We start from the raw sequence: 14367 nt of genomic DNA, 5'->3' as shown, positions 1-14367 counted from the left end.
CTCAGTTAGTCAGCAATTCACAAATAGCATCAATGATATTCTGGATATAAATAAAGTGCAAATCTTATTTAGATTTTCCCGCCTTAATTTTATCCAATATAGCGTCGTGAAGTTTTATTCGCGCGTCTAAAGTTCTTGTGATTGCATTTGTTGCGACAATCCATTTTTCATCATCTTCACCACACAAGTCAACTGTCATTTGAATAGCTAATTGCAATTGATCTTCTTTCTTTGGGTGAAGATCGATATAATATTTCATAATACTCAAGCTCTCAGGATCTTCCTGTGATAACTTCACGACTAAATTTTTAAGTTCTATTGGTAAAAATTCTCTTCTTCCAAAAGTAAAAACTGCGGCTTGTGCATGAATTTTATTAGAAGAAATAGAAGTTTCAATAGTGTTTTTTATAAAACTTCTTGCCGCATCGGGAAGTTTACTTTCGGCAAGTGCCAACGGAAATCCGTTTCCTGACTTTAAATTTGTGATGAGCCGATCAATAGCCGAAGTGTCCGCCCCAGCTTGCTTCATTGCGTTTAGATAAAGTTCAAAATGACTGGTTCGTTTTCCTTCATTATCAAGGTCGCTTTCTTCTTCAAGTACAATTTGATTGATTAGGTAGCGTGTATCCGGGCAACCTTCAGGCACCCAGGGAATATGCATGTAGGTGAGTTGTTGCTGCAGAACTTTAAGTACCGACATAAAATCCCAAACAGCAAAAACATGATACGCCATAAAAATTCTTAAATCATCTAAAGAACTCATATGATCATAAAGAGGATGACTGGCTAATTTTTCTTTAATTACCTCAATATCATTTTGTAGTTTTTTTATTCGTGTGTTTTGCATAGTTAATATTTTAGAGGTTAATATTTTCTGAACTCTAATTTTTATAAGAAGATGTTGTATTGAAATACACGCCCTTTACAGAAACATCTACTTCGGTTTGTTTACTCAAAGATCAGATCTATTTGTGTAACGCAATAGTTTAGCAAAAAAACCTTAGCTCTAAAATACAATTTTGTCTGCTTATTACAAGACTTGAGACGAATTTTATTTCTAAACAAATCATAATACCCAGACGCAAACGATTGCTTAAGTACGCATACGGCGAATAAACGTTCTAAAATTGAAGTTCGTCGATCACAAAGCGGGTTTCGTTGGATGGGTAAATTGAAATGAATAAAAACCACACCATTAATCCTGATATTCCGTTTCACTTTAATTAAGAATTAGAGAATTTGAGTAGATCTGTTATACACGAATTCCAATGACAGTGATGTCGTCTACCTGCTCTATATTTCCGATCCAGTTTGTGAAGGTGGATTCCAACAATTGTTTTTGTTCCTGCATGGATAAATGGGAGTTAGTGGATAATAATTCCCTGAGATTTTTACTCATAAATTTTTTGCCGTTTGGTCCGCCGAATTGATCAGCAAAACCATCGGTTAAACAATAGATAACATCACCGCTTTGCAAATTAATTTCTTGTTGTGTAAATGAAACATCTTGTTTATCGTGTTTGCCTACCGGCATTTTGTTAGGTTTTATTTCGAGTACTTCAATGTCAGTCCGGGTAGAGCTTTGCTCGGATCGAGAATTAGTTACATCACTAGTCAATACGCCTCCTCCGTCGCTACTCGAAGTGACAGCGTTTGTTTGAGTGGCTTTACATACAATCCAAACCGGATTATTGGCTGCAGCGATAATTAATTTTTTATTCTTAGAATCGAACATAAGTAGACTACAATCCATACCGTCCTTTCCACCTTCTGCACTCCCATCCTTTTTTAAACGCTCGATGATTGTTTTACGAGCAGCGTTTAAAATATCTGCGGGTTGCGTATTATTTTCAATTGCTTTTTCGAGACTAGTAATGTTTAGAATACTCATAATGGCACCCGGAACACCATGGCCTGTGCTGTCAGCCGTTACAAGAATAAAATTACCATTACTAAACCTTTCCGCCCAATAGAAGTCACCACTTACAACATCTTTGGGTTTAAAAAACACAAAGTAATCTTTCAAATTTTTATTAAGAAGTTCTTTTGTTGCTAAAAAACTACGCTGGATCCTTTCTGCATAGTTGATGCTATCGGTTATTTCCCTATGCTTTTCCTCAACAAGCTGCTTCTGTTTATTGATCACATGATTTTGCTTTTCAACCTCTTCTTTCTGGGCAGTAATAATTTTGTTTTGCTTTTTGTTTTGTTGTAAGCTCTTGAAGATAAAACCAGATAAAATCATGAATAAAATAATAAACCCTATCGAAATATTTCGCAACCGCTTCTGGTCGCGAATTTCAATTTCATTAATCAAGGCCTTTTGTTTTTGGGTGCTTATCTCGTTCGTTTGCGCTGAAAATTTACCAACGACTTCTTCTATTTCTTTTTTTGTAAATGCAACTTCTTTTTTATCGCCTGTTACAGAAGATTTCAATTTCTCAAATACGTTTTCCCACTTTGCGTGTTCAATTCTATTTTTTTTGTACTCACTTTTATTCCTGATCACTGCTGAGGCAAGCATTTCGAAGTCAGGGTGCATTTTTAGGAAACCGGCTTCTTGAATGTTAACTTTATTCACAGCGAATTTAAGCATTCCTTGAATATACGTAAATGCGATCATGGCGTTATCTAGATCCTTACCGTTATCCGACACCACAAGTGTGTTTTTCATATCATGACTAAAATCATAATTTGGATATTTGGACATGTTCACATAAAGTACCTCTGCTCCAATTTTCATCATCGGAGTATAACCATCATACGTCAATACTGAAATTTCCTTTTGACCAACTTTTTTTTCGCTTGCAAGGTTCTTAAATTCTTTTACAAGTAGACTGTCCGCTCCCACCAATGCAATACGAAAATCATTCCTGTTAGATAAATTTGACCACTCGAAATATTTTGTAAAATTGTAAATAAAAACCGCTTTCATTTTGGAATCTTGGTCGACCCTTAACAAAGATTCCAAATGTTGGCAATGCACCTGGGTGCCTAGAAATATTATCAGTAGGAAAACAAAACTCCTTGAAAACTCGTTCGAAAAGTGCCAGTCCTTTTTCATTCTGTTTTAATAGTTTTTTGTGAGTCTCGGTAAACAATGTTAAAGAATAATTCTCAATTACGAAATCTTCAAATTTTCATGTGGAAACAAGCTAATCGTGCTATTTAGTATATTCTCGCATGCAAATGATCCAGATCGAATCAATTACTTTTTAGGTGTAGTTGCTTCTGTTGCCAAAATATGAAAACTTACTGGCAACAAATATGTTGATTTTTGAACACGATCTCCATTTTTTGCAGGATTCCATTTTGGCATTGATTTAATAACACGTATCGCTTCATCATCGCACTCTGGGCAACCTGGTACCGTTTCGGCAACTTCAACATTACTAATGCTGCCATCTTCGTTTACAAGAAATTTAATTAGGCACTTCCCGCTCACTCCTCCTTCTTGAGCCATCGCAGGGTACTTTATACTTTCCTGAATAAATTCTTTTAAGGCAGCTGCTCCACCTGGAAACTCTGCTTTTTCAGCAGTGGTCGGAATAAATACTTTAGCCGCAGTTTCAGTTTTGTCGTCCTTTGGCAATTCGCCTGTAAGTTCAAGTACCACAGGCGACAGTTCTCGGTTTAAACCATCGGTGCCAAGAGCTTCTATATTACTAAAAATAATTCTGTTTCCGTTTGTCAGCTTTTTAAATTCTCTTCTCATTTCACCGGTAATTTCTCCACTTGAGGAATTGGATAGTTTAAAAGTTTCATTATCACGAATTAAAACCAATTCAAAAGATGTAATAGTGAACGAGGTATTAAAATCAAATCCAAACAATACAGCTTTAAGTGCAGGTGTGCTTAAAAGCAATTGCTTATTTATTTTAGACGAACCTTTTACGGTACCAAAAACAGGCGTGGGATCAGGCATGGGTTTAACGCGAAATTTTACGGGTGGACCCATAGGAATCACTTGCCCTTTCATTTTTGCTAATACTGAAATACTAATAACTTGAGGTATCGGCGACAATAGATCGTAATGCCCTGGGCCAACAGGTTCGATAGATACGTTGCGATCTGTTTTAATAACAAGATCAGCTGGAGCTATACCAGCCACACCAATACTAATAGGATTTTTAATCCCTGCATAAAACACATTCATTTGATCTGCAGAAATCATTACAGATGATCGTGCTACCTTATAACTTGCTTCAAATGGATAGCTGAGAACTAAACCTGATGGACTTTTTATTTGGTACTCCCCTTGCACCAAGTGCTCACCTGGTTCTGATGTTTTTACCGACAAACTTCCCATACCATCTTGAACTGATACCGTATCATATATTTCATTGAGTCTTCCGTTCACATCAAATTTTCCTAAAAATATTTTCGGTTCAAGTGGTGTAAATTGTGAACTACGTGTAAGAAGAAATATATCGGCCTTGTATTCTTCTCCAACAGAAACAAAACTTGATGGTGCTATAACCTTTGTTTGAAGTTCTCCAAATTTAAGGTGTTCGATTTTTTTTGTTTTAACTTTTTGTCCGTACAAAGCATAGGTTAGTCCGAGTAATACAAACACAACAACGCCGCTTACTAAAGAGAGAATTAAACGTCGCCTTAATTTAAGTAAAGCATTGCTTTTCTTTAAAAATTCTTCTGCATTTTTTATTTGCTCTGCTGCTATTTTCTTTTTCTGATCTTGTGATAATTCACTTTGATCGTATTTCACCAACCAATACATATTGATGCGTGAAGTCACATACCAACTTTCAAAAAAAGCAAGTGGTCCTTTTGCCAATAAATAAGCTTGCGTTCTTCCACCATTTACCCAACGCTGGATCTGCTTATAAAAATCCAGATAATTCGCTCTGTTTTCACTTTCTTCATCTACCCATTGTTTGAGAAGATCCCAATTACGAATTAAACTTTCGTGCGTAATATCTAATACCTCATTATCTTTTAATTGGTGTGAAGAAGTTTCTTTGGTAATAAAAGGTTTTACAAAATTACCCTGTTCACGGTAAATATTAATCACACCACCTACAACAGCTGTTGAAATGTTGGGTTGATTGATAATATCTGTTATTTCTTGTAAAGTTATACGATTACGTACCGCGCGCGAGTCATCAATTTTTGTTAATGATTGAAATGTGTTTTTAAGGATTAATTGTGCATCCGTCTTACTAATTTTTTGTTCATGCGTTGCATTATAATACGTATCAGCCGTTTCATAAAGAATATTTGTATTCGCAGACAAAGATTGTTCGAGCGAAAAATTGACGAAGTACTTTTTATAAAACTCTGGTTGTTTTGAAAGCCAGTGATCAAATCTTACTTTTTCTTCCTTGGAAAGATTGGTATCCGACAATCCACCAATCATAGCAAGATGAATCAGATCCATTTCTTCATGTCCATTGTTCGCCGCATGCCACAAACTATTTAATGCATGTTGCAAAATCGGCAATTGATCAAAGCCCTCCCCTACTCCATTGATAAGCGTTTCAATAAGACGATTTGAAATTGCATTACCACTTAATATGGCAGGCTCTTCAATTACCTGATGAATTTCTTTTCTTTTCAAGCGCGGAACAAAAAACTGACTGAAACCAATGTATTCAGGTAAGCCTCTAAACGTTGCACATTGTCCAATATAATCAGAACGCATAGTGCAAATAATATAGATGGGAAGATCTTGTTCGAGTGCTATTTTTGCCGTTTCAAGAAGAAGGTTCACAACGGTCATGGAATTAGCAGAAGGCTTTCCATTTTGATAATTTTCAGGATTTGTAAAAAACTCTTCGAATTGATCGACAAGAATAAAAAGATTAGCCGCTTTTCTTTTTAATTTTTTCCTTTCATTATCGTCCGCATTGCGCCATTCTTCACTATTAGTATCGAGATGAAATGGTGAGTTTTTGTAAAGGCTAATTAATTTAGAAAAACCGTATCCCAGTTCTTTTTCAACACTGTCGGTATTATTGTATTCTAATTTTTCGGAAATTACTGTTGATAGATTTTTTAAAGGTGATCGGTCGGGCCTGAAATCAGCCACCACCCAGTTGTTAAACTTGGCTTTAAAAAACCCAGCCCGTGCATTTGGAATAACACCCGCATATACAATAGAAGATTTTCCGTCGCCAGAAGCACCGGTAAGCATAACGAATTTATTTTTTTCAAGTCGCGCAATTATCTTATCGATGTGATCTTCACGACCTTTAAAATAAATAGACTCGTCTTCGCTAAAAGGCCTAAGACCAGGGTATGGACATATTTTTTCGTTCACCATTTATTAAACGATTTAAGCTTTACCTTCCATAACTTTATCATAACTCATTTTTATTTCAAGTGGAATCAATTCTCCGGCAATGATTAATGACATTACTTTTGGTGCCTTAAATTTTTTATTAAAATTTCTTTCCGGGTCTTCATCACCAATCAAGAGTATTGGGGTGTGTGAAGATGCCCCACCAATTTTTTTCCAAACTTGCTGAGTAAAAGGGAGCGCCCATTCTCCAGACTCCTTAAAATATACTACGGCCAATTTACTTTTACCTATTTGTTGTGTGCAATACTCCGAATAGTCCATATCGCTATCTTGCACAATACTCAATCTTTCAACAGGCACAATATCACTCAACATATCCATAATTTCATTCGCTTCACTTTCATCCAATTGATTTGAAATTAAAAAAATATCAGTCAGATTGGTATCAAATTCAACATCATCTTTAAATTCAAGCAGTGAGCGGATGTCATCAGTAAGCTGAATAGGCGTTTCAGCATTACTAAAAATCATGTTTTTTGAGATATTATTTCTCACTTCATTAATAAAATCTAATTGTTTTGTTTCAACATTTGTTATACCAGTAGAGGGCGGTAGCCATACGATTATTCTGAAATCAGGATCAGAAGCAAGTTTTCTTTTGGCTTCAAAAAATTGAAATCTTGAAATAGAATTGGTATTATCTGTTGTAAGAAGCGGAGCGTACTCTGGAAAAATAATATGAATGGAGCAATTAGCTTTTAAAATATTTTCTTCTGTCACTTTCACCAGTGTTTCAGGAGAATAGGCATTCGTAGATAATACATTCATGCCTGCGCTATCTAAAACGGATGAAAGCTCATCGCGTAACGAATTTTGATTTTCGCCACATAAAGACACAAAGATCTTTTTTGAGGAATTGTTCAACATAAATTCTAATAAATGTTAGGTAACGTTTTCTTTAGTTCGGGACGGTCTAAAGTAACATAAATAATTTTAAAAACATATTCCTTGCTTGAAATTGCTCGCTGATTTTAATATTCACGGTTTTCCGTTATATGTAAACTAAAAAATAAGTTATGTCTAGTGTGCAAATGCATGGATGGAAAATTCATTTCTCTTTCTGCTACAAGACTAACAATATGCAGGTGTCTTTGCATTCACATAACTTACACTTAGGTTATAGTTATTAGCCGCGGCAAGTGGAATTACTGAACCCTTATTAAAGGAAGGCACTCTAAAATTGGAATCCAACCAATCGTTACCTCCTATTTTCACTGTGTTACATAAATTCCCATTAATATCTTTAACGGCCCTTTACAGTGTTCGAATCATTTTTTCTTCAGCACCGTAAATGGTTTTAGTATCCGTTTTAACATAGGATCTCAGAAAATAAGTTGTGTTAGACTTAAGTGGTGAAATACTGAAATTATTCGAAATTGTGTTCGTGTAGGCCCTTTCGATTCTATAATCTGTTTCAGTCGGGGTAGGATCTTCACTCCAACATATACCCATAGTTTTTATTGACGACAAATTATTGCCTGAAACATAAACCTGAAACGATGCGTTTGCACTACCTAACGAAAGTATTGAAAAAGATACGGGATTTGAAGTAACCCAAGAAAATTGATTGCTATATGCGATTCCAAAATTCGTTGCAACATAAGCTCGCGCGTTATAAATAGTTGTTTGGTCAAGATCCTGAATACTCAAGGTATAACTCTTGTTATAAGGAAAAGGATCGCTGAATTTTCTTTGAGATACGGTTATTGTGTTATCTGATACTGTCGGTAACGAGCTCTTGGACCAGCAAATGCCAGTTGTATAACTAGACGGTTGCGTTTGATTTACGGTTAAGGTTAAATCAACATAGTTAAAGTTAGATATTGCCGACAAACTAATATTTGGCGCAGTAACGCCCCAGGTATTAAATGAAACAACCTTACCATAGGAGGTGCCAAACGCATTTGTAGCATATGCTCGCGCGTAATATGTACTAACTGATTCTAATCCTTCTAATTTTGCAGTAAATGTTTTACCTTCTGTATTAGAAATTACCTTGTTATCTGTTATAGAAACATTTCCCTTAGTTCCCCAACAGATACCCTTTTCTATTATTTTAGAATCGCCTTCATTATACAGTACACCGCTGCAATAGGCCTCTGTTATTTCAGGACTTACTACTGAGGTTGTAACCAAAGGCAGTCGTTCACTTGGTCTTTTGCAAAAAGGCAAACACATAAGTACACTTATTGCCAAAATAAAAAAGATGATTTTGTGTTTCATGTTGTGTCACGAATTTATGAAAAAACTAGATACATAAATAATTTTTGAAATTCTTTTCGGTTTTTGCTTAACATTATAACAAAGAATATATATTTGTTGCAGTGAATAAACCCTTTTTTATTTTTTTCACCAAAATAATATAATTCAACTCAAAACTAAAAATAATACAATGGAATTTTCAAATTTTATCTTCAATGAAACAAACAAAAGGTTTTAATAAATGAAAACACAAAACAGCCTTTTATACTCACTTCTAGTATTTCCAATTCTACTTTGGAGTCAAGGCCCTGGTTATATGGGTAAAAAAACTGTTTTTGGATATGGTGCTCACATGAACCCAGTTACTTTTGGTTCAACTGCTGATAATAAAACGCTTCTTGGTAATGCGAAGGGAAGTTCAGAAACAGGCTACATCCGAATTAATTTAACGCATGAATTTTTTCTTGAGCGAGCCTTATCAAAAAGTATACTGATGGGTGTTTCGTTAAAATATTTGCGAACCGGCTACGATAATAGGCTTACTCTTAATAGCAATTCGGATAAACCTAGCGACTATTATGTAATTAATGCTTATACGTATACAGCTTATTTAAAAACGTATACACGTAAATATATTGCTCCTTGGGGAAGATATTTTATTATTGGTCCTTCTATAAGCGTAATGAGTTCAAAACATGATGAGTACATGAACATTCTTCAAACGGTGAATAATCATGACACCCTAATCACTAATTTTGGTTCTGATTTTGAAAGCCATTACAGTGCAGATCTTCTTATTGGCACAGGAATGAGCCGCGTTTTATTTAATAGGCTTGTTCTCGATTACGGATTCCATTTTCAATTATTTGCTCTTATCTCGGCAGTTGAACCACTTTTACCATTCTCTACCGATGCATATCCTAAGCAGGATGAGTATATCAATGAAACAATAAGATCAAGGGTGAGGGCAGCGAATAGATTTAATGTATTCATTAAGCTTGGATATCTTTTTTAAGATTAATTCTTTAAACTATTTTTTCAATTTCACAGCAATACTGAAATTAAAGTATTTCTAAAAAGCACGTAAGCATGAACACATCTCAAAATTCCGTTTTCCCGAAAGGAGAAAAGGCCCCAACAGATTATTTTACAGGAACTGCTTGGATGAATGTTTTAGTTCCAAATGATGCAACTTTTAATTGTCAGGTTGCTAATGTTACGTTTGAACCTTGCGCAAGAACCACCTGGCACACGCATTCGGGCGGACAAATTTTAATGGTGACCGATGGTGTTGGCTACTATCAAGAATTAGGAAAGACAATACAGGTTTTAAATAAAGGCGATGTGCTCACGGTTGCTCCGCACATTAAACACTGGCATGGGGCTTCGCATACAAGTTCGTTTACACACGTTGCCATTAATCCTCAAAATGGTAGTACCGATTGGTTGGAAGCTGTGAGCGATAAAGAATATAACGACACGAAATAAGTTAAGAATTACCCTTACAATGAATTAATGGTTTTAAGAAGTGATTATTCTAACACCAGTTTCTTAGTTGCAGATTGTTCACCTTTCTTTATCTGCATTAAATACACTCCTTTTGGCCAAGTGCTTATGTCAATTTGTTCCTTTGTAGAATTGAGTGTTTTAGTATAAATAATTTGTCCCAATTGATTTGAAATATTTATTTCGGTAAGACCATCTCTTTTATACAAATCTTCAGATTCAATAGTTAGTAGTTGCGAGGCGGGATTTGGGTACACGGAAATGTTCTCTAAAACCAGCCCTACATTTTCAATACTTGTGCATTTATTAACTATCAGAGAAATTACTTTGCTATATTGACATTCGGTCGTAGGACTAATTGCTGTAACCGTATAGTTTACATTATTAGTGGGTGTTACGGCAATACTCGAAGTATTTGCACCGTTACTCCAATTATAATTATAGGAATTAGTAGTAGAAATTGTATAAATTGCCAAATCTCCTTTGCAGATTGCTGTCGGGCCTGACACGGCAAAGGTTGGACTGGCTGCCGTAACGTTGATGATTTGTTTTAGCGTATCACTAAAACACAGGTAATTTAATATAAGTGTAGTGGTGTAAGTTCCAGTAGAACTATATACATGCAAAGGATTTTGTGCGGTGCTTGTATTATTTGTAGTAGTAAGCGGATCACCAAAATTCCAGAAAGTGGAAACTAAGGAAGGAGTTGCCATGGCACAACTATTTATTGCAGTAGCTGTTGCAGCTGTATTTGTGTAATTTACAGTTTGGCACATACTACTATAGCTAAATTGGGGAGAGGCAGGAGGAAGATTCGTAAAACTGGGAAGACCATACCGGCAAATACCTGGCGCAATAGATTGACCGGTATTTGAATAAGCACAGGCAGCACCTATTGCGTTTGGATTATTGATGACACCAAGGGATGTTTGCGCTAATCTTGCAACATAAATTTTACCATCGGGGGCCAACTGCATTCCGTATTGGAGGTTGGTGGCCGCGATGGTGTATTGCGAGGCAACTATTGCTGTGTTGGAACCCGCGCACAAATCCCATTGACAAATATGATGAGAGCCTAGCGGATTAGACGAACAATAGAGTTTTGTTCCGTCGGGAGAGAATTCCATGGATTGGAAAATAGCTTGGGGGTTACTGGTTAAAGAAAGTGTATTGGAAATAACGCCCGTAGCATTGTCAAAATCATATAAGGTTAAATAAGAACTGTTATAAACAGATACAAGTTTTTTTCCGTTAGGAGACCCTTTAATATAACTGGAAGTAACACCAGTTAAACCAACAGGAGATATTACTGGACTTACACTAACACCTGAAGCACTTACCTGATAGGCGCGAAAATTAGCTGTGCCATGTTCATGTGTAAGCACCCAAACATCCGAATTGTTGCAATGTTTTATAGAGGTCATTTGTCCGGAGACAATGCCCAAATAAACACAGGTATTTTTAATGGTTACCGAACCAATGCCGGCAGCAAGGCTCATATCCACAACCGAATAATAAGTGCCGCTTAAACTTCCTGTATTACAGTTTGAGAAAATAAAATAGATGTTTGTGTTGCCAGGTTGTTTTACTATTAGTGAATATTGATACTGCAAAGAATTTGTATTGGTTACTGTTCCTAAGCCGGTGCCATTGGCCATAATACTGTGGGTTTGATCGTATACTGTCATTCCATCCGTATAAAACAACAAATTTCCAGAGGCATCCCCTACGGTTGAACAACCAAAGTGGCTGTAGCTTGCCGAATTATTAAGAATTGTAGGTGGGCTTGTATTGAAATCAAGTCCGGCGTGATCGCCGAAATACCATTTTCTGTTTTGGTTTTGCGCAAATAAGAAAGTACTGCACATTAAAAAAATAAAGGCTGTAATGTTTTTTCTCATATAATAAATTTAATTGAGATAAAATAAAATCGCAAGGCATTCACTCATTAAGATGACACTCCTACTCATTCGTTTATTGATACTTTTTTGAAAATACGCTTTTACTCACTCGCAGTGTATCAATATCGGTTACAAAGCAAAATCGACTTTAAAACCGCTTCACTGGCACATTAAAAATAAAACCTACACCAAACACATTTTCAATTGTAATGGTTGGATCTTCTTTTAAGTACTTTCTGATTTTTGTAATAAAAACATCCAGGCTTCTTCCAAAAAAATAGTCGCTCTCACCCCAAAGCGTTTTTACCATATCTTCCCGCTTTATGATGTTATTTTTATGATCGCATAAATAGTTTAGAATGTCACTTTCCTTTTCGGTAATGCGTTTCACTTTTCCTGAAATACTTAACGACTGATTATTAAAATCGAACACATATTTTCCAATTGAAATGACTTCGACCTTGCGCAGAGTTTTGTTTTCGGGAATTCTACGAATAAGGGCCTTTATTTTCCAAAGCAACTCTTCTTCATCAAAAGGTTTCGTGACATAATCATCAGCGCCCAAATCATAGCCTTTTAATTTGTCTTCTTTTAAAGATTTTGCGGTAATAAAAATTAGGGGGATGACTTTATTTTTTAATTTAATTTGTTTGGCCAGGGAAAAGCCATCTAGCTTGGGCATCATCACATCTAATATGCACAAGTCAAAAGAATAATCGCCAAAAGCTTTTAAAGCCAGATCTCCGTCTTTACATAATTTTACATCAAAACCTTCCGTCTCCAGGTAATCAACCAAAAGCACACCCAAGTTGAGATCATCTTCAGCAAGTAATATTTTTAAACGTTCTTCAGACATAAGGTAATGAGATAATAAACGTTGTGCCTTCTCCCCTTTCGCTTTCTAATTCAATTTTGCCGCCATGTAGTTCAATAATTTTTTTAATGTAGGCCAAACCCAAACCAAATCCTTTTACATCGTGCACATTACCCGTTGGTACTCTAAAAAACTTTTCGAATACTTTTTCATGGTATTCGCTATCAATGCCGATGCCACTATCAGAAATTTGAATGATTAAATTCTGAGTGTTATTCGTTGTCTCAATTTTTATTTCAGGTTTTTCTTCAGAATATTTAATAGCATTATCTATTAAGTTACATAAAGCATTCGTAAGATGTGTTTTATCTCCCTTGATTGCAAATTTTTCCGCATTCAAGTTTAATAATAGCCCTCCATTTGCGTTTTCAATTTGTACGTGAATACATTTTATAGAATCATTTATTAATTGGTGAATATCTAAGTCTGTTTTTTGAATTGGAATTTCGCCTCTTTCTAAGGCAGTCATACTCAACACTTGTTCAACTTGTCGACTGAGTTTTTCATTTTCTTCCAGAATGATTCCACAATAATGTTTTACTTTTTCTTCTTGTTTACTATTTGATTCCTTAATCATCATTTTGCCGGCTAAAGCAATGTTTGTTAAAGGGGTTTTAAATTCATGCGTCATGTTATTTAAAAAATCAGTAGTGTGTTCTGATATTTGTTTTTCTTTAAGCAAGGAGACGGATGTTCGCCAAAACATAACGCCCACAATGAGTATCAATAAAACAGAAGAGATGAATGGAATTCCCATTTCCTCAATGATAAATTCTTCTTTATCCGGAAAAACAAGTTTTAATTCTAAGGCATTACTACCATTATTTTCCTTTAAACACTGAGTGTAAGTATCTGCAAACTTTGTATAGGGCGTATGAGCAATGGCAGTATCCTTTTTAAGAGAAGATTGACCTGGCTTTACTTCAAAATAATAAGCAATACGAATATTATAAAAGCGCATGTAAAACATAAGCAAAGAATCTATCCTGCTAACTTCTTCTTTACTAAGGCCGCTTTCAATGTTAGTTCGCATAGTAGAGTCAGATGACACAGCCTCGGCGGTTCTTGAAAGAACAATGTTTGCCTTTTCAGTAAATAACTCTTCTTTTATTTTTGCAGTCTCCAAAATCCAGTTCACTTGAATAATAAGAACGACCAAAAGCGCAATCGATGAACTGGCAATAAATAAATAAGTTCGGTTTGTTTTCATTTGATTTTCTAAAATTACTTATTTTAAATGGGATCTATTTTGCGTTAACAGGTCGTTAACAAGGCAATAACTCCTTAGTAACAACATTTATTGGAATCTGCGCGTACATTTGTATAGTTGCCAAAAGTAAAACCTAAAATTATTTATCATGAAAACAAAAATAACAACATTGGTATTTCTTATAATTTTAACTGCGAGCTGCAAAAAAAATTCCATCACAGAAAAACAAGTAAACCTTGTTGGTACTAAAACAAAAGTAACGTCAATAGAAGGTTTCAAAGACGGAAAAACATTTATTAATTATTTGGGAACAAAAATGGAAGGGTGTTAAAACTATTCCATAAAAAACAGT

The 14367-nt window shown here is 35.3% G+C and carries 11 protein-coding genes; 3 read left to right on the top strand and 8 right to left on the bottom strand.

What is annotated here, in order from left to right:
- Positions 1–64 precede the first annotated feature (64 nt).
- The 5 genes from P2086_RS07745 to P2086_RS07725 all read right to left on the bottom strand — a co-directional run bounded on the left by P2086_RS07745 (position 65) and on the right by P2086_RS07725 (position 8545).
- Positions 65–847 carry a DUF3050 domain-containing protein gene (locus P2086_RS07745; RefSeq protein ID WP_317899879.1) on the bottom strand — a complete coding sequence of 261 codons (783 nt, stop codon included), beginning with the start codon at positions 845–847 and terminating at the stop codon, positions 65–67.
- A 405-nt stretch (positions 848–1252) separates the two neighbouring features.
- The gene (locus P2086_RS07740) at positions 1253–2935 is read right to left on the bottom strand and encodes a YfiR/HmsC family protein (protein WP_317899878.1); all 1683 of its coding nucleotides are present in this window, start codon (positions 2933–2935) and stop codon (positions 1253–1255) included.
- 273 nt (positions 2936–3208) lie between these two features.
- A complete protein-coding gene (locus P2086_RS07735) occupies positions 3209–6283 on the bottom strand; it encodes a TonB family protein (RefSeq protein ID WP_317899877.1) in 3075 nt (1024 codons plus the stop codon).
- A gap of 12 nt (positions 6284–6295) precedes the next feature.
- Positions 6296–7189 (bottom strand): hypothetical protein, encoded by an 894-nt coding sequence (locus P2086_RS07730; protein WP_317899876.1) that lies wholly within the window; start codon positions 7187–7189, stop codon positions 6296–6298.
- Positions 7190–7576: 387 nt separating this feature from the next.
- Complete coding sequence (locus P2086_RS07725) at positions 7577–8545, bottom strand: hypothetical protein (RefSeq protein ID WP_317899875.1); 969 nt, start codon at positions 8543–8545, stop codon at positions 7577–7579.
- Positions 8546–8765: 220 nt separating this feature from the next.
- Here P2086_RS07725 and P2086_RS07720 point away from each other — a divergent pair, with 220 nt between their 5' ends.
- Both P2086_RS07720 and P2086_RS07715 read left to right on the top strand, forming a co-directional pair.
- Complete coding sequence (locus tag P2086_RS07720; RefSeq protein WP_317899874.1) at positions 8766–9539, top strand: hypothetical protein; 774 nt, start codon at positions 8766–8768, stop codon at positions 9537–9539.
- A 74-nt stretch (positions 9540–9613) separates the two neighbouring features.
- Entirely contained in the window at positions 9614–10012 is a 399-nt protein-coding gene (locus P2086_RS07715) for a (R)-mandelonitrile lyase (RefSeq protein ID WP_317899873.1), read from the top strand.
- 44 nt (positions 10013–10056) lie between these two features.
- On the opposite strand, the gene P2086_RS07710 is transcribed toward P2086_RS07715, so the two are convergent.
- From P2086_RS07710 to P2086_RS07700, 3 genes are all read right to left on the bottom strand, one after another.
- Positions 10057–11931 (bottom strand): T9SS type A sorting domain-containing protein, encoded by a 1875-nt coding sequence (locus tag P2086_RS07710; RefSeq protein WP_317899872.1) that lies wholly within the window; start codon positions 11929–11931, stop codon positions 10057–10059.
- A 148-nt stretch (positions 11932–12079) separates the two neighbouring features.
- Positions 12080–12787, bottom strand: a complete 708-nt coding sequence (locus P2086_RS07705; protein WP_317899871.1) for a response regulator transcription factor — start codon at positions 12785–12787, stop codon at positions 12080–12082.
- A complete protein-coding gene (locus P2086_RS07700) occupies positions 12780–14015 on the bottom strand; it encodes a sensor histidine kinase (RefSeq protein ID WP_317899870.1) in 1236 nt (411 codons plus the stop codon). Before P2086_RS07700 ends, P2086_RS07705 begins: the two co-directional genes overlap by 8 nt.
- A 148-nt stretch (positions 14016–14163) precedes the next feature.
- Between P2086_RS07700 and P2086_RS07695 the strand changes: the two genes are divergently transcribed.
- Positions 14164–14346: a hypothetical protein gene (locus P2086_RS07695; protein ID WP_317899869.1), complete on the top strand. Its 183-nt coding sequence runs from the start codon at positions 14164–14166 to the stop codon at positions 14344–14346.
- Positions 14347–14367 lie beyond the last annotated feature (21 nt).

This window comes from Aurantibacillus circumpalustris (assembly GCF_029625215.1).
In the GTDB taxonomy this organism is placed as follows: Bacteria; Bacteroidota; Bacteroidia; order B-17B0; family Aurantibacillaceae; genus Aurantibacillus; species Aurantibacillus circumpalustris.
Note: the sequence above shows the minus strand (reverse complement) of the source record. Positions and strands in the feature narration are given on the sequence as shown.